Origin of the sequence: Tepidanaerobacter sp. EBM-49, assembly GCF_001896645.1 — a bacterium.
Lineage (GTDB): Bacteria > Bacillota > Thermosediminibacteria > Thermosediminibacterales > Tepidanaerobacteraceae > Tepidanaerobacter > Tepidanaerobacter syntrophicus.
Genome location: NZ_MPPE01000034.1, coordinates 1 through 17,201 on the forward strand (window position 1 = coordinate 1; position 17,201 = coordinate 17,201).

The following is a 17,201-nucleotide window of genomic DNA, read 5'->3' on the forward strand; positions in this document are numbered from 1 at the left end:
CAAGAGAAGCTCTGAAAGAAAATACTCGCCTTTTTCAAACTTATCTCCTACAACAGCCATAGCATCTCTGCATACATCTAGAAGTTTTTGAGCATCTCCGCCTTTTTCAAGATACTCTTTAGCAAGACTTACTGCGCCTTCTTCATCCATATCTACTATTTTGTTGAAAAGTTCATCAAGCACTTTACCTTCCCCCTTATGATTGATAGATTAATTAAGAGTATGCGATAATTTCTGTACATAAAAACTGCAAAGACCTATAAACATAACCGAATTTATTTAAATTTTTGGGTTATGTCACCTCCTTTGCAAAATTCAAAATTTACTAAATACAATTCTCCCACTTAAATTACAACAAATCTATGTTTGCAATAGATAAAAATAGAATATTATAAATATTTATATGCCTGAGAAATTGTACATAGTAATTGCTATAATATCCCGGGAAATATTACTTGCTTGCTGTATATACTTGTCTCACTACGAGTATATAACAGCTTAGATATATTTGTCAAGATATTTTGAACCTTTTATAGTTTGTGTCTAAATTCACTTTTAAACATATTTTGTATTATTGTTTTTGTCTCATATTTAACAAGCATCTTGCACCTGATCAGCTAGCGGTTTATGTTTCGCAAACTTTTGTATTGCTTTAAAGGCTAAAGCTTTTTATCCACTGGCTATGCCAGTGGATGTCTATGCAAAATAAAAATTGCCTACTTCGTCAAAAAGAAGTAGGCATACATTTTAAATAACTACCCAGAGGTAGGTATGGCCAAATTTAAATAACGTTTATCTCCTTCATTTCAGGAATATTCCCATACCCAAAATGGCTTATCTTTATCTTTTCGCCCTTTGGTATTATTGAAAAATCATTGTCATAAGGGCCTGTTAGTAACTTTTCTAAATACCAAACATCTCCTTGCTCTATAATGAGCTTTAACTTTGTAAACCGGGCTATCTCTTCAGCTTTTCCCATACATTCGCTTAAATCATAGGCTCCTGTATCTATTATCATCAGATACTCATAATTTTTGAGCATTAATTCAAAAATCCGTTTCGTTTTAGCTTCGCCGTATTTTTCCAGCGCTCTGTAATATTCCCCTGCAAGACTCTTAGGAGACTCCATCCACCCTTTAGTCAAAAAATAAGTATTGCTTGTGCGATTAAACTCTTCCCCTTTTCTACTGAGCATCATAGATATGCAATCATCGGTTTTAGGAATCACCAATTCGGCAGTGGTAGCTTTAACCCCGACTAATGCATTACCGCAGCAGCCATAACCAAGAAGAATTCTTTTTTTATCTTTTGCTGAGTCTATATTTTCTTGAATTACCATGCGCAGTTTGTCAGGATCATTGTGATAATCAGAATCTATTAAAATAGTTGGATACACCTTGCCTGTTTTTTTCATTGCTGCCTCTAGCTCATGCTTGATTGTCTGGCAAGCAATAACAAGAATTTGTTTTTCTTCCACTGCCATCACCGTCCATGATATCTATAATTGTATATACGGCTATTACTAATACTATAAGATTTTTTAGAAATTTTGTCAATAGCGAAAACCGGTGTTTAAAAGCACCGGTTATATTGCTGTTTGTTATCTATTTTTTACCATCTTCGCCGCTTCAGCTATATCTTGCGCAGTCAGATGGTAAAGTTTTAAAAGTTCTTCCGGTTTGCCGGATTGTCCGAATTGGTCTCTTATTCCAACTCGGTACATGGGGGTAGGCATTTTTTCTGAGAGCACCTCTGCAACGGCGCTGCCAAGGCCTCCTATGACAGAGTGTTCTTCAGCTGTTACAATAGCTTTGCACTTTGCGGCATCAAGTATTATATCTTCGTCTATGGGTTTTAATGTGCTTATGTTTACTACCATGGCATCTAAGCCTTCATTTTTGAGAATTTCGGCGGCTTTTAATGCCTCTATTACCATGATGCCTGTTGCGATTATTGCTACATCCCTTCCCTTTCTTAAAACACTTCCTTTGCCGATTTCAAACTTATAGTCGTCATTAAATACGGTTTCTACTTCAAATCTTCCAAAGCGAAGATATACAGGGCCTTCATAAAGAGCAGCAGCTCTTACGGCTTTTTTAGCTTCTACTGCATCGGCAGGGTTTATTACGGTCATATTCGGAACTGACCTCATGAGAGCTAAATCTTCTACGGACTGATGGGTTGCTCCGTCTTCTCCTACTGTAAGGCCTGCGTGAGTTGCAGCTACTTTTACGTTTAGTTTCGGATAGCATATGGAGTTTCTCACCTGTTCAAAGGCTCTGCCTGTTGCAAAGATGGCAAAGGTGCTGGCAAAGGGTATTTTGCCGCATGTGGCAAAACCTGCGGCGGTTCCCATAAGGTCCTGTTCCGCTATGCCTATGTTAAAAAATCTTTCGGGAAACTTTTTTGCGAACATCGATGTCTTGGTAGAGCCGGAAAGATCGGCATCCAAGACTACTATATCTTTTATCTCATCGCCTAAGTCAGCAAGTGCTTGTCCGTAGGCTTCACGTGTTGCGATTTTTGTCATCTGTATCTCCTCCAAGTATTATATGGATAAGGCTTTTAAGGCTTCTTCAGCTTGCTCTCGGCTAGGAGCCTTGCCGTGCCAGCCTGCCTGATTTTCCATAAAGGGAACTCCCTTGCCTTTTATGGTCTTTGCAACTATGACGGTGGGCTTGCCTTTTACTTGCTTGGCTTTTTCTGTAGCTTCGATGATTTGAGCGATGTTATGGCCGTCTATGTCTATTACATTCCAACCAAAGGCTTTAAATTTGTCCTGTACTACTTCAGGCGACATTACTTTTTCAATGGGGCCGTCTATCTGAAGGCCGTTATGATCTACAAACGCTGTAAGATTATCCAGTTTGTAGTGAGCTGATGTCATAGCAGCTTCCCAAATCTGTCCTTCTTCCAGCTCTCCATCTCCCATAAGGACATAAACCCTGTAGTCTTTTTTGTCAAGTTTTCCTGCAAGAGCCATTCCGTTTGCGCAGGAAAGGCCTTGCCCTAGGGAGCCTGTGGTCATGTCTACTCCCGGAGTTACTTTCATATCAGGATGGCCTTGAAGCATTGAACCTGTCTTTCTAAGGGTCATAAGTTCCTCTTTCGGGAAATACCCTCTTTCGGCTAATGTGGCATAAAGCACAGGTGCGGCATGTCCTTTTGAAAGAACAAATCTGTCTCTTTCCGGCCACTTTGGATTCTTAGGGTCTATATTCATTACATGAAAATACAGTGCTGTTAATATATCGGCACTTGAAAGGGAACCTCCGGGGTGTCCTGAACCTGCTTCGGTAATCATTTCAATTATGTGGCGCCGTATTATGAGGGCTTTTTTGTTGAGTTCTTCTATGGCTTCGCAAGATACTTCGTTCACGTAAAATCACTCCTTGGATATTTTAATCGTTTTTATAGGTAAAACCTTCTCCTAAAACCTCATGCACATCATGAATTATTACAAAGGCTCGGGGGTCGGTTTGATAAACAATGTTTTTTAGCTTAGAAACCTCCATACGTGTTATAACACATAATAAAACATTTTTATCTTGTCTTGTAAAACCTCCTTCTGCTTTAAGGAAGGTTAATCCGCGCTGCATATCTGAAAGAATTCGCTGAGATATTGCCTCTGTTTCGTTTGAAATTATGTAAACAGCTTTAGCGTAATTAAATCCCTCTTGAATGATGTCTATGACTTTACTGCTTATAAACAAAGCTATCCAGGCATACATCGCAAGTTCCCAGCTGAAAGTTATTCCGCTTAATATTATAACAAAAAAATCAATAATCATTATTCCTTGGCCAATGCTTATTGATGAAATAAAATGATTGAGAATCATCGCCGCAAGATCAGTTCCGCCTGTAGAACCTCTGACTCTGAATATTATGCCCAGGCCAATTCCTAAAAGTATGCCGCCATAAACTGTAGCAAGTAATAAATCGGTCGTCACAACTGGGAAACCTGCGGTCATCTCCGTAAAAAGTGAAAATAGCAGCGTTCCAACAATAGTTTTTATGCCGACACCTTTTCCTAAAAAAACAACTGCCGCTACAAAAAGCGGAATGTTCAAGACAAGCATCGTCCAGCCTACAGGCAACTTAAAAAGATAATAAAGTACTGTGGCAAGACCACTTAGCCCTCCTGCAGCGACCTTATTCGGAACAAGAAACATTGTCAGACTGAGTGCACCGATAAAAGATCCTATGACGATTTGTGCATACTCTACAATTAATGTTTTTGCCTTAGATTTCATTCTATCACTTCTTTAATTGTTTATTGTCCTGTGTGATATTACTTTAACTAAAAATGCAGGCAATGCTCCTACTCTTTTTAGGCGAGAAGGTTGCATGATAAGTCTGTATAACCATTCAAGCCCGATATTTTGCACGAATTGAGGGGCTCGCTGAACATTGCCGGAAAGCACGTCAAAGCTCCCCCCAACGCCCATTGCAATTTTAAATTGCATTTTATTCTTGTTTTTTATCATGAATATTTCCTGTTTTGGGCACCCCATAGCAACTAGCAAAATATCTGGTTTCGTGTGATTTATTAAATTAACGACCTCAATTTCTTCGTTTTCTCCAAAGTATCCGTCATGGCACCCCACGATTTCTACATTCGGAAACATTGAGCAAATTTTTTCTCCTGCTTTTTCTGCAACCTCCGGTTTACCGCCTAAAAGAAACAAGCTAAGAGATTTTTTGTTCGCTAGCTCTAATAGTTTCATCATAAAATCGAAGCCTGTTGTTCTTTCAGCCAGTGGTTTTCCAAGTATCTTAGATGCGATCACGACTCCTATTCCATCTGGAAGGCATAAGTCTGCGCTGTTCAGTGCTGCTCTTAGTTCCGGGTTTTTCTGAGCCGCCATTATAATTTCTGCATTAGGTGTGACTATTACCTTATTACCGGAAGAATCCAAGAACCGCTCTGCTTGTCGGTATGCCTTTTGATAATCAGTTTGATCTAAAAGTACCCCTAAGATATTCATACGTTCCCGGGTTTCTGCATTCATTTGTGCCCCTCCAAAAGTTTTATAGCAAGTTTTGCATTTTCATTTGCTAAGACCGTAAGTTCTTCTTTTTTCTTTTGGAGCTGTTTTTGGCTTTTGGCTGCATCTGAAATGGCTTCTTCAAGTAAATTGCAAAGCCCTACCAAGTCTAAATCTCCTGGTTTGCCGGCAGATGGCTGTTCTATTCTTTGAAGAAAATGCTCTACCTTCGGATCATATACTAAACCAACTAATGGAACTTCCATCATTGCTCCGAAAATCAAGGCATGTAAACGCATCCCAAATATTAAATCCATTTTTCCGCAAAGCCAAAGAATTTCTCGAGGGCTTAAAGGTTCGGCAATAACTTTAGCCTCTTCCTTCATCAATTTTACAATCTCAAGGGATTCATAATAGTCTTTGGGATGCTGCATAGGTATAAAAACAACTTCTGAATCTCGGCCCTTTATCAGATAATCACAAGCTTGTGCTATTATCTCTCTATTTTTGTTCAAATTCCATGGTCTGACTGAAACACCGACTTTCATGCGCTCACTGCAAAGATTTATATCAAGTCTTTTGAGTAGTTTAGCGCCTTCTTCATCGCTTATTGGTTTTAAGACAAATGCCGGATCTGCGGTAACGATAATAGGGGGTTTTGATACGCCGAGGTTTTCCAGCTCTTTCCGAGATTGCTCATCTCTTACCGTTATCAAATCCATCATATTCCCGACACGTTTTATCATGCTCTTATTTATTTCTCTTAGGACAGGCCCTACACCATTGGCATAAAACATAACCTTCTTATTCATCTTCTTTGCTAAATACAAAATAAAAAGGTAGTATGGTATCGATCGGTTGCTTGTAACATCTTGAAGCAAGCCTCCACCTCCGCTGATAACTAAATCTGCTTTCGATATTTCTCTTATTATGGCAAGAGGACTTGTTCTTTGGACAGCATTGATACCGTAACATTCCTTAGTCTTTTGAGGATCTGCCGAAAGAGCTGTAATTTCTATATCGCTTTTCAATTTTTTCAATGAATCCACGATAGCCATGAGTATGGCTTCATCTCCGGCATTGCCAAAACCATAATAGCCGGAAACCAATACTCTTTGCATCAATCTCTCTCCTCTTTTCATAGAGATAAATCCCCCTAATTTTCCAACCTCCGGCACTGCCGTCATTTTTCAATCTGGACGGCAAAATGCAAATTCATCAATTATCTTTGTAAGACTTCCTGATAAACTTTTTCGGTTTTTTCAATCATTGTCTTTGAAGAAAACTTTTCTACTACTGTCTTTTTTGCCTCATCGCCCAGCCTTCGAGCTAAATCCTTGTCAGATAAAATTTTTACTATGCTTTCGGCAAGATAAACATCGTTTCCGGGTTGAACCAAAAGGCCGTTGGTTCCATCCTTTATCACTTCAGGTATGCCTCCTGTTATAGTAGCCACAACAGGTTTACCAAGAGCCATGGCCTCCAGCAGAGAAAGTCCTAATCCTTCACTTACGGAAGAAAGTACAAACAAATCAAAATCCGCCATAAGATTTTCAACATCTTGTCTATACCCCATAAATATTACGTTACTTTCTATTCCAAGTTCAGAGCACATATTTTTTAAATTTTTTTCCAGTGATCCACTGCCTATAATTACAAGCAGTGCATTGGGGTAATCTTTTATTACTCGGTAAAATGCATTAATTGCATATTCATAACCTTTTTCAGGAACGAGCCTTGCAACCATGCCTATTATCGGTGTGTCTGGTGTTATGTTCAACTCCTTGCGTAAAGTTCTTTTAACACCCTCAAACTTTGTAGTATCTATACCATTGTATATAATAGTAATCATATCGGCAGGCACGCCGCTTTCTATGAGGTTTATCTTCACAGCGCGAGATATAGCAATAATTTTATCTGTAAAAATGCGAGAAATCAGTCTGGTAATCATTCTTTTTACAGGGCCCGCACCACCGCCCATAATGCTGTGGCGTGTCATTACCACTTTTGCCCCTGCCATTTTCCCGGCTATTCGGCCGGCAAAGCTCGCATGGGTATGCACTATATCAAACTTTTCTTGAGAAATTATTCGCCGAAGGCTCTTTATTTGGCTCATATTAGTAGAGCTTTCTCCGCCTTCCAAAGGAAATACCTGAATGTTTCTTTCCCTTAGCTCTTTTTCAAGCTCGCCGCCTTTTGGGCAGGCGACCGCTGCTTCAAAAGAGGTTTCGTATTTATCGGATAATAAGTTAAATATATATCTGCCCGCTCCGCCGACGTTTGTATCAGAAAGCACATGAAGGACTTTTATCATTGCAATATCTCTTCCTTTGCGGTATCGTCAGGTAATTTTATATATGTCATAGCCGACATCATCCCTGAAAGCATCCAAAAAGCCATAACAATTCGCGGACTGTACCACACATAATCAAACAAGCCGTGAAACAGGTGGCCAAGCAGACCTGTTGCAATACCTGCTAAAACGTATGACATTTTCCAAGGACGCTCTATGCTGCTTAAAGCTTGAGAAAACCCGCGAAAAGCCATCCATATCAGAGCAAAAACCCCTATAATTCCCATTTCAAGTGATATTTGAAGGTAAAGGTTGTGGGCATGGACAGCCGATGCACCTGCGATCATGTAATTTCTGTAAACTAACGCAAAAGCTGTAGACCCTAGGCCTACCCCTGTCAGCCAATAATCTTTAAACATCCTTAAAGCCGCAGTCCAAATTGTTAGTCTATACAGATTTGAGCTGTCTTCTAGGCTGCCGATGCTTGCTATCCTTTCATAAACAACAGATGGCAAGAATGCAGGGGCAACAGCGGCAGCTGCAATTATTAAAATTAAAATTACCGGCGCCTTTAGAAGCGAGAAAATAACTACGCTTGCTGCAAGTCCTAGCCATGCTCCTCTTGAAAATGTCAATATAAGACATAAAAATGATAATCCAAGAACGCCGAGCACTACTACTTTTTGTCTAAATTTATCCACTGCAAAAAAAAGTCCAAGAAAAATAGGTATTGTAAGCCCTAAATATTCGCCTAGTACATTTGGATTTTCAAGTGTTGCATAAACTCTTGTCTCAAGTTCAGGAAACTGTTTTACGTCCACCCACGCGGCAGCAGTTGGAACCTTTACAAAAAAATATTGGTATATACCCATTAAGGAAATTGCTAATACCGACATCGCTAAAGCAATAAGCATTCTCTTTATAGTTTTCGGATTGCGAAATAGGATTTGGGAAATGTAAAATAACATAAAATATATCAGATAGAGAGGAAGAACCTTTAAGCTATCTCCTCTTGCAATAGAAAATATTGCCGCTATAACCGCTGTTATGAGAAATAAAATCGCAGGTAAAACGTTGGCCGGCATGCCATCTTTGAATCTGTACTTATCATTTAGCACTACTGCCAAAAATGTAATTCCGATAATTCCGGCTGTATATGTAGTAGGTGCCAGAGGAAGTAAAAAACCGGCAAGATAAAGCCCAATAGCGGGCCATAAGTATATAAGAACAGAACCGCACAAAGCACCGAAGATTTTTATAAAAATAGTTTTTGTAAGAAAATAATACAATATGCCGATAAATATTCCCAGCAAAGCTAAAACACGCTTATCTCGGACTGATATTTCGCTTAAAGAAGTCTGATTTTCTGGTATGCGCTTATCATTTGTATCAAAAATCCAATCAACTACCTTATAGATGATACTAGAGCCCAAAATGGAATCTAAAGATGCGGTAGAATAAAGAATAAAAAATATGGCGCACAGAAACAGTATTTGGGATACAAGCGTTTTAACCGCAAGTCCTTCTAAAAAAACTTTTAAAGCCAAAACAGCAAAACTAGAGGGCAAAAAAATATAAGCTGTTGCAATAAGCGGAGTCTGAATAAAGGTATTAATTGCCTTAAGAACAGTTTCTACTAAAAAGCTGCTTTTTATTGCATCGTTAGCTAGGTCTATAAGTGTATTAATCGGATGGCTTAGTCTTAAGACCGGAGATATAATTTTACTATTTTCAATAGCTTCATTATCCCAATTTCTATATGTAAAAATTGCCCTTAATCCACTGTTTCTAAATGCCTTTAAAACAACATCGCCCAACTTTCGCAGAGCTTTATAAAAAGAGCTGTTCTCATACAAAGATGATTGAAAAAGACGTTTAAGTATATTAATTATTATACTATTTTGTATTAAGGAGCTTAAACTGTTTTCCACCTACAAGCCTCCTTTAAGCCCTCTAAAAATCAACGATTTCTGTATATTTACTCCTAGAGATAGTAATCAAACCTGTTTTGCTAGAAATTTATTTCCATTACAGTTGATGTTACAGAGTAAATATTTGTCTTGATTTGCAAAGATGTTCCAATGCGGATTTCGTTGCTGCCAAGAACGATTGCATTTTCATTTACAGAACCTGTTCCCTTTACTGTAATATAAACATCTTTCAACACCGGATTCGGATATACAACAATACGCCCATCAGCAGTTTCTACTAATGTTTCTGAAGGTTTTACTTCTACATTGGTAACCTTTCCTAAAACACCATTGGTTTTTGTCTCTTTTACTGTATCCCCTACTTTAATAACATCTGCAGTAGCATCTTTTACTTCTTTGACATACAGCACTGCCTCAATATCCTTTGCTTGAGAGCCTACAGAACTTTGATGTATCTTTGTGCCAAATCTTGCTACAACCGCCAGGATAACCAAAATAACGAGCAAATCTATGATATTTATCAGGCCAAAAATCCTGCCCTTGTTATCTATTATGTGCATTTTTTTCCTCCTCAATTAGTTGATAATAAATTTTTAATACCTGATTAGTCATGCTTTCAATTGAAAAATATTTTGCAACTTCTTCTCTTCCAAAACTTCCCAACCTTTTCCGAAGCTGTTCATCGCTCAGCAGTGTTTTTATTGCGGAAGCAATATTTTCTGAATCTGTTGTCATGCTTGAACCCCTGCCACTAAAATTATGTTTTTTAGCCAGCTCAAAGTTTTCAGGTTTCAAAATCCCCATAAATCCCGCTTCACCCGCTATTATAACAGGTTTTTCCATTGCCATAGCTTCTAAGGCCACTCTCCCCACTCCTACTGCCACATCTGCCATATTCATAATTTGCGGAGTATCAAGCCTTGCGCCTGTAACAATGACACTGTTTTCTGGGGCTTTTTCGTTATATTGATTGGCCATCTTTGCAATTGATTCATATTTGTCCCCTTCCCCTACGACTATCAGTTTTACGTTTGGGAAACTATCTTTTATTTGAGGAAGGGCTTTTATAAGCCTTAATGCAATTTCGCCGCGGGCTCCCATTAGACGGCTGATATATACGATTTTTAAATCCTCATGTTTCAGCCCTAATTGTTTTTCCACAGGCGACGAATCAATACTAGGGTCAAATTGTTCTAAGTCAATGCCGTTGGGTATTACAAAAATTTTATCCGGATTAACTTTAAATCCTGCAATTAAATGTTTTTTCACATCTTCGCTGACTGCAATAACCTTTTGGCCCCAGGCACTGATTAGTCCCATACCCCATCCCGTAGAATAAATTCCGTGAGATGTAGTTATATATGGACAACCCGTTAGGACGCTTACCCACTGAGATACCCAGGCCGGTATACGCGCATGGGCATGAATTATATCAACCTTATGTTTTTTTACAATAGCCGTCAATCCTTTTATAGAAGACGCTAAAGCCATCGGAGATTTTTTGTCCAGCGGCAAAGTATAATGCTTTATGTCATTGCTCTCCAGGAATTCAGTCAATTTGCCTCCGTGGGAAGCAACGATAACTTCGACCCCTCGTTTTTTTAATTGTTTGGCCAGAGAAATAACATGAGTTTCGGCTCCGCCGGCATCAAGAGCCATCAAAGCCAATAATACCGTAAGTTTCTCCATTAAAATAGCCTCTCTCTCCGAGGAATTTGCTAAAAAAAGTATACCATCATAATAAAGTAAAGTAAAGTTTACTGCTCTAATGTGTAATTTCCTCTGACAAGCACTACAACATTATCATTCTCTGCCTTCATCCCTCGGCCGTCCTCTCTTGGAACAATAAGAAGATGGTTTTGGGATATATTCTCGCCATTTACTATATCTTTTCCTTGTGTAACATCTGCCAGACCTCCGTTGCCACTGTCTACGGCAGTTGCAATTCCGCTTCTTAAAATCATTTCGGTGCCTTTATCACCTAAAATGTGCTGCCCCTTTTCCATATAAACTATTTCTAGGCTGGCAGAATTACCGCTTTTAGAATCAACATACTGCTTTAAATCAGCCAAGACTTTGTCTACATAACTTTTTGTAACTACCGGATCAGCTTCAGAACCAGGCTCTGCTACATCTGCTTTAACATTGATACTAAATACCAAAACAGCCGCTAATGCTATTAAAAGAATTGATAATCTAGAAATTCTTCTCATTTTCATGCCTCCAAATATTTTTTACATTCTGCCTGTGCGAAGTATAGAAATAATGAGCCAAACCCCCAGAAAACCTGCAATAATAAATCCTGCAACTCCAAGCAAAGGATAATTATAGAAAAACGGCCCAACATTTGCCTGAATTATAAGGGATGAGCCAATTATTAATGCAGCCACTATCAGGCTAAAAACTAATCGATTTACCATTTTATGAAGTTCGATAATAACCTTTGAGGTTCCCGGGGTATCAAAATCGATTTTGATACTGTTAATTTTTGTGCGCTGATATAATCCATTAATAAGCTTTGGGATAAGCATAAGGGATTTATTAAATTCTTGCATTGTCGAAACTGCACTCTGTGCTAAATACTCAGGGCTGTAACGTTGCCGAAGGAGCCTTTTTGCAAAAGGTTTTGCGGTTTCAAATATGTTAAAATCGGGACATAGCTCAAGCCCCACACCTTCTATTGTCATGATTGCTTTTAAAAGAAGGGTGAAGTTTGACGGTAAAATTATCTTATATTTTGCAACAATAATAAAAACCTCGTTTAAAAGTTCTGATGCATTTACGTCTTTTAACTCTTTTCCATAATATCGGTCAAGTAAATCCTCAATATCCAACTCTATTTTCGAAATATCCGGCTCTTGTTCAGACTGACTAATTTCAAGAAGCACATCAGTAATTTTTTTGACGTCTTTATTTATTATCCCAATCATTAAGTCCGCAATCTTATCTTTGGTATATTTATCAATTCGCCCGACTATGCCAAAGTCTATGAACACTATCTTACCGTCAGGCCTTATTATTATATTGCCAGGGTGCGGATCGGCATGAAAAAATCCATGTATGAATATTTGCTTCATCATGGCTCTTGCGCCGTTTTCAGCAATCTTTCTTTTATCTAAATTGTTTTCTGATGCACTATCCAGTTCACTTATCTTATATCCACGAATATATTCCAATGTTAATATCTTCTTAGATGTGGCTTCCCAATAAACTTTTGGAACATAAATTGTCTCATCGTCTTTAAAATTTTGCCGGAACTTATCTATATTGTAACCTTCTCTTGTAAAATCTAATTCCTTATGCATTGCATCTGCAAATTCCTCAATTTTACCAACCGGATCATATATTTTCGCTTCTGGAATATGCTTTTCTACCAATCGTGCAAGATTAAGCATAATTTCCAAATCAGCGTTCACTATTTCTTCTATCCCTGGCCTTCGAATTTTAATAACAACCTCATCACCATTTTTCAGAACCGCTTTGTGGACTTGTCCAATCGAAGCAGCGGCCAATGGTTCTTTATCAATAACTAAAAATATATTTCTCATATTGCCGCCAAGTTCTTCTTCAATTTCAGCTTTTGCCTCATTAAAATCAAAAGGTGCAACATTGTCTTGCAACTTTTTAAGTTCTTTTATATAATCTGGCGGAAGCAAGTCAGGTCGAGTACTTAAAACCTGTCCAAGCTTTACAAAGGTAGGGCCAAGTTCTTCTAGCATCATAACAATCTTTTGCGGCGTTGTCAGTTTGCCGGAAGGATCTATGTTTTTTTGTTTAAATCCTTTAGGTATAATTATGCCGACTTTTTCGACAAGGTAACCAAATCCATATTTTATCAATACATTCATTATTTGTCTGTATCTTTTGGCCTGATGGTAAGTTGAGCTAATTTGACTCTTGAACAAGAAAAACCCTCCCACCCATGATGACTCTATTTTATCATACCTAAAAACAATTATCTAATTTAAAAAGCAATTATCAGCAGGTTAATAAAACTAATTTCAGCACTGAATTTATCGATTGGATAACCTCAGCCTTTAATTTTTTTGTTTTTTGTAATATACTTGTAGTAATTTAGCAGAAGGAGTGTAGCTTATGCCATTGGTAACATCAAAAGAAATGTTTAAGAAGGCGTATAAAGGCGGGTATGCCATAGGCGCATTTAATGTCAACAATATGGAAATAATACAGGGTATTGTTGAGGCAGGCAAGGAGGAAAATGCTCCTCTTATCTTGCAGGTATCTGCCGGCGCTAGAAAATATGCCCAGCCGGTCTATCTTAAAAAGTTAGTGGAAGCAGCGGTCGAATACAGTGGTCTGCCAATAGTCCTTCATCTAGACCACGGTGACAGTTTTGAAATATGTAAGGCTTGCGTCGACGATGGCTTTACTTCAGTAATGATTGACGGTTCAAAATATCCTTTTGAAGAAAATATTGCACTTACAAAAAAAGTTGTGGATTATGCCCATTCAAAAGGAGTTGTGGTGGAAGCTGAGCTAGGCAGGCTTTCAGGGATTGAAGATGCTGTAAGCGTATCAGAACGAGATGCCGCTTTTACCGATCCGGATGAAGCAGTAGAATTCGTAGAGCGCACAGGTGTGGACTCCCTTGCAATTGCTATCGGCACAAGCCATGGAGCCTATAAGTTTAAAGGAGAACCTAGGCTTGATTTTGAGCGCCTGGAAAAAATCTCTAGCATGTTGCCTAATTTCCCACTTGTTTTGCACGGTGCCTCATCTGTACCGCAAGAATTTGTTGAGATTTGCAATAAATATGGTGGCCAGATTCCCGGTGCAAAGGGAGTACCGGAAGATATGCTTAGAAAAGCAGCTGAAATGGGTGTTTGCAAGATAAATATAGATACGGATTTACGTCTTGCCATGACTGCATCTATTAGAAAGTATTTGGCAGAAAATCCATCTCATTTTGACCCTCGCCAATATTTAGGACCCGGCCGGGAAGCGATAAAGCAAATGGTAATACATAAGATGAGAGATGTCTTGGGTTGCAGCGGAAAGGCTCCTGAAAGTATTTCTTCCTTATAGCAGTGACATTAGGTAAATAGAAAATATTTTTTCTAGCGCTCAAAATGACAGTAAATCGAGTACGGGTTATCTTCCCGCTGGTTAGGCGATGGGGTTTCTTTTGACCCATCGTAAACATGCCGGACGAACAATCAAGCTCTGCTAAAATTCCACTTAGCAGAGCTTTTTATTAGATACGCTTTACTTACAAAGCTAATTTAGGTAGTGCTCATACAAAGCCACTTTGTGTAGCTTTGCAGAAGTAACCATGCCTTGTAGTAAAGGCAGTTTTTCTACTTAAATTTTGAGATACATAGTTTTTTAGTTTAGAAATATATGTAGTTTTTTCTTTCAGCTTAGAAGGATTTAGTATTTTTGCATAGAAATGAGTATAATATGAAATATATGGAAACGTAAATTGATTTTAATCCTCAGGGGGATTTTGATTTGAAAAAATTTGTTGCATTTGCTTTGGTAATAATTGCTTTGTTTTTGATATTCTTATTTGCAAAAAATATTTTTATGCTTTCTATGACGCAGTCTCCTTTAAGCCAAGTGCCAGATAAATCTCAAGAAACTTACTCTGCTCAAGCAATTCCCGAAAGGAATATATATGCTATCGATGCTGAATATGACGGAAAAGATAAAATAAAAGCTGTCATGGACTTTACTTGCGTAAATAAAACAGAAAAGGTATATGACATACTTTATTTTCATCTTTATCCTAATATTTTTTCCAGTCCTTCCAGAGTTCCTTTTTTTAAAGGCGACCTTTCCCGCGTTTTTCCGGAAGGATTTAGCTATGGCGCCATCCAGATAAAGCAAGTTAAGCAGAAAGATAAAGATATTAAATGGTCTTTTGAAGAAGGCGGCGAAATACTGAAATTATTTCTAGCCGAACCTATATCTGCCGGCAATTTCTCAAACTTACATATGCAATTTGAAGTTACTATACCAAAAGCGCGCTTTCGCTTTGGATACCAGACATTTGGAAATGATAAAATAACTGTATCATTGGGTAACTGGTACCCGATTCTTGCGGTAAATAACGGTGGAAAATGGAGTTTGGAAAAGCATTACGCTATCGGTGACTGCACTTACAGTGATATGGCCGATTACAAGGTAAGCATAACAGTACCTAAAGATTTTGTTGTTGCGGCTTCCGGCTCTTTGGAAAAAAATGAAGTTCGAAGTAATAAAGTTGTTTATATTTACTCTATAGACAACATTCGAGAATTCGGCGCAGCTATAAGCAACAACTATCAGACCTCATCTGACGAAATCGATGGGATAATTATAACATCTTATTTTTATCCGGAAGATAAGGAAGGCGGATTTATGGCACTGAATATCGCAAAATATGCCTTGGGAATCTTCAATGAATCTTTTGGCAAATACCCATACCCGGAGCTTCGAATAGCCGAAGCCAATTATTATCCGGGAGGAATGGAGTTTCCTACTTTTATAATGATGGATAATGCGAAATATACTCAATCAAATATTTCAAATCTTTCCCTTGAAAGGTCCACCGCCCATGAAGTAGCTCACCAATGGTGGTATAACTTAGTAGGAAGTAACCAAATAACCGAACCCTGGTTAGATGAAGGAATCACTGAATTTTCCACTCTATACTATTTTGAAAATCGCTACGGAGCTCCCGGCAAAGATTCCTACTTTGAAAAATTTGTAATAGGCTCAAAAGATTTTGTTATAAAAAACCGCTCACACATGTTAGACCCCCTTCCGGCTTTTAAAAGTCAGCAAGATTATTTTTCTACTGTATATATTGGCGGCGTGCTGTTTTATGATGATTTAAGAAATCAAATCGGCAAAGAGAATTTATTGGACTTTTTTAGGTCTTACTGCGAAACCTTTAAATATAAAAATGTCACGCTTAGGGAGTTTGAAGAATTCCTTAAAGATAAAAAATATGAAGCTCTTGATGAGAGCTTCTATAAAAAATGGTTTAATCCGTGATTATGACCGGAGTTCCCCGAGGCATGCTATTATAAAACCATAGGGCATCATCAAGGGAAAGACGTATACATCCGTGAGATGCTTTTTGACCTAGTTTTTCTGCCTCTTCTTCAATAATCTTTTTATTTTCATCAAAGGGAACGCTGTGGAATAAATAGTTGTTGTTAAATCTTACCCAATAGTAGCCAACTTGTTTGTAATTAGGACTATAAAAAGAATCTCCTCTTTCACCTATACGATATAAGCCTTCAGGGGTGCTGCAATTATTTTCATCTAGACCGGTTGAACAGGAAAAAGTTTTAATAATTTTATCATTTTCGTAAATATCTACCTTTTGTTCGCTTAAATCAACTATTACCCCAAATTTTTCATTTAAATCAACTTCCTGTATGTATTCTGTGGGAACAAAACCACAAATTGGTTTCATTGTTCTATAGTCTCTGCATTTCACTTCTGTATATCCATTATCCAAATTTTTTATAATTTCTACATTTACCAAGTCTCCATAGACTACACCTAAGCTTTTGGAATCTGAAGACGGCAGCTCTCTGATATTAATGGCTGTTATTTCATTGGCTTTTAAGACGGTTATCTTACTTGGAAACTTACTTAATGGTTTTGGTTCAATCTCTTGCAATATACCAATTTCCGGTTTTTCCCATATGATATTTTCTGATTCTGCACTTTCTGTCAAGGGTGGAGAAAACTCAGTTTTTTCTTTGATTATCCACGGCATCATTGCAGCTAGGGTCAGTATAATCAAAGAAATAATCACTTTAGTAGGCTTCAAGTCTACACCTCATTGCTTTTAAGTCTTAACAACTCTATGATTGCACTACATCAAATAATATCATACTTTTCTACAAATATCATTACACATTAATCTATTTACGATGCCATTTAAGACAAAAAAGCAGCACAGCTTATGTTTCAAAGCGGCTGCTTGAAAAATTTGTATTTACTCTTATAAATAAAACCATGCAGATA

The 17,201-nt window shown here is 37.9% G+C and carries 16 protein-coding genes; 2 read left to right on the plus strand and 14 right to left on the minus strand.

Translation table 11 applies throughout. The features are described from left to right. The 13 genes from BUE08_RS05200 to BUE08_RS05260 form a co-directional block, all read right to left on the minus strand. A partial coding sequence (locus tag BUE08_RS05200; protein WP_286680523.1) for a B12-binding domain-containing protein occupies nucleotides 1-183 on the minus strand: 183 nt, incomplete at its 3' end. A 598-nt stretch (nucleotides 184-781) separates the two neighbouring features. Further along, on the minus strand, nucleotides 782-1,477 hold the full coding sequence (locus BUE08_RS05205; protein WP_238142645.1) for a DUF1638 domain-containing protein: 696 nt from the start codon (nucleotides 1,475-1,477) through the stop codon (nucleotides 782-784). 123 nt (nucleotides 1,478-1,600) lie between these two features. Beyond that, on the minus strand, nucleotides 1,601-2,530 hold the full coding sequence (locus tag BUE08_RS05210) for a transketolase family protein (RefSeq protein WP_213951306.1): 930 nt from the start codon (nucleotides 2,528-2,530) through the stop codon (nucleotides 1,601-1,603). An 18-nt stretch (nucleotides 2,531-2,548) separates the two neighbouring features. Continuing rightward, a complete protein-coding gene (locus tag BUE08_RS05215; RefSeq protein ID WP_083497665.1) occupies nucleotides 2,549-3,379 on the minus strand; it encodes a transketolase in 831 nt (276 codons plus the stop codon). Between the two features lie 22 nt (nucleotides 3,380-3,401). Continuing rightward, nucleotides 3,402-4,253: a YitT family protein gene (locus BUE08_RS05220; protein WP_059032480.1), complete on the minus strand. Its 852-nt coding sequence runs from the start codon at nucleotides 4,251-4,253 to the stop codon at nucleotides 3,402-3,404. 12 nt (nucleotides 4,254-4,265) lie between these two features. Beyond that, a complete protein-coding gene (locus BUE08_RS05225; protein WP_059032481.1) occupies nucleotides 4,266-5,012 on the minus strand; it encodes a WecB/TagA/CpsF family glycosyltransferase in 747 nt (248 codons plus the stop codon). Beyond that, nucleotides 5,009-6,130, minus strand: coding sequence for a polysaccharide pyruvyl transferase CsaB (csaB, locus tag BUE08_RS05230; protein ID WP_213951308.1), 1,122 nt, complete (start codon nucleotides 6,128-6,130; stop codon nucleotides 5,009-5,011). The genes BUE08_RS05225 and csaB overlap by 4 nt, the downstream gene beginning before the upstream one ends. A gap of 80 nt (nucleotides 6,131-6,210) precedes the next feature. Next, nucleotides 6,211-7,302, minus strand: a complete 1,092-nt coding sequence (locus BUE08_RS05235; protein ID WP_286680524.1) for a glycosyltransferase family 4 protein — start codon at nucleotides 7,300-7,302, stop codon at nucleotides 6,211-6,213. Further along, on the minus strand, nucleotides 7,299-9,212 hold the full coding sequence (locus BUE08_RS05240; protein WP_059032484.1) for an O-antigen ligase family protein: 1,914 nt from the start codon (nucleotides 9,210-9,212) through the stop codon (nucleotides 7,299-7,301). The genes BUE08_RS05235 and BUE08_RS05240 overlap by 4 nt, the downstream gene beginning before the upstream one ends. Nucleotides 9,213-9,292: 80 nt before the next feature. Further along, on the minus strand, nucleotides 9,293-9,772 hold the full coding sequence (locus BUE08_RS05245; protein ID WP_059032485.1) for a DUF4330 domain-containing protein: 480 nt from the start codon (nucleotides 9,770-9,772) through the stop codon (nucleotides 9,293-9,295). After that, entirely contained in the window at nucleotides 9,756-10,901 is a 1,146-nt protein-coding gene (locus BUE08_RS05250) for a glycosyltransferase family 4 protein (protein ID WP_059032486.1), read from the minus strand. The genes BUE08_RS05245 and BUE08_RS05250 overlap by 17 nt, the downstream gene beginning before the upstream one ends. A gap of 68 nt (nucleotides 10,902-10,969) precedes the next feature. Next, nucleotides 10,970-11,425, minus strand: a complete 456-nt coding sequence (locus BUE08_RS05255) for a hypothetical protein (RefSeq protein WP_059032487.1) — start codon at nucleotides 11,423-11,425, stop codon at nucleotides 10,970-10,972. 21 nt (nucleotides 11,426-11,446) lie between these two features. Then, the gene (locus BUE08_RS05260; protein ID WP_286680525.1) at nucleotides 11,447-13,117 is read right to left on the minus strand and encodes an ABC1 kinase family protein; all 1,671 of its coding nucleotides are present in this window, start codon (nucleotides 13,115-13,117) and stop codon (nucleotides 11,447-11,449) included. A 190-nt stretch (nucleotides 13,118-13,307) separates the two neighbouring features. On the opposite strand from BUE08_RS05260, the gene fba reads away from it, so the two are divergent. Both fba and BUE08_RS05270 read left to right on the plus strand, forming a co-directional pair. Next, the gene (gene fba / locus BUE08_RS05265) at nucleotides 13,308-14,258 is read left to right on the plus strand and encodes a class II fructose-1,6-bisphosphate aldolase (RefSeq protein ID WP_059032489.1); all 951 of its coding nucleotides are present in this window, start codon (nucleotides 13,308-13,310) and stop codon (nucleotides 14,256-14,258) included. 426 nt (nucleotides 14,259-14,684) lie between these two features. Then, entirely contained in the window at nucleotides 14,685-16,214 is a 1,530-nt protein-coding gene (locus BUE08_RS05270) for a M1 family metallopeptidase (protein ID WP_059032490.1), read from the plus strand. On the opposite strand, the gene BUE08_RS05275 is transcribed toward BUE08_RS05270, so the two are convergent. Then, nucleotides 16,204-17,004 (minus strand): L,D-transpeptidase, encoded by an 801-nt coding sequence (locus BUE08_RS05275; RefSeq protein WP_059032491.1) that lies wholly within the window; start codon nucleotides 17,002-17,004, stop codon nucleotides 16,204-16,206. The two genes, BUE08_RS05270 and BUE08_RS05275, sit on opposite strands and share 11 nt — an antisense overlap. Nucleotides 17,005-17,201 lie beyond the last annotated feature (197 nt).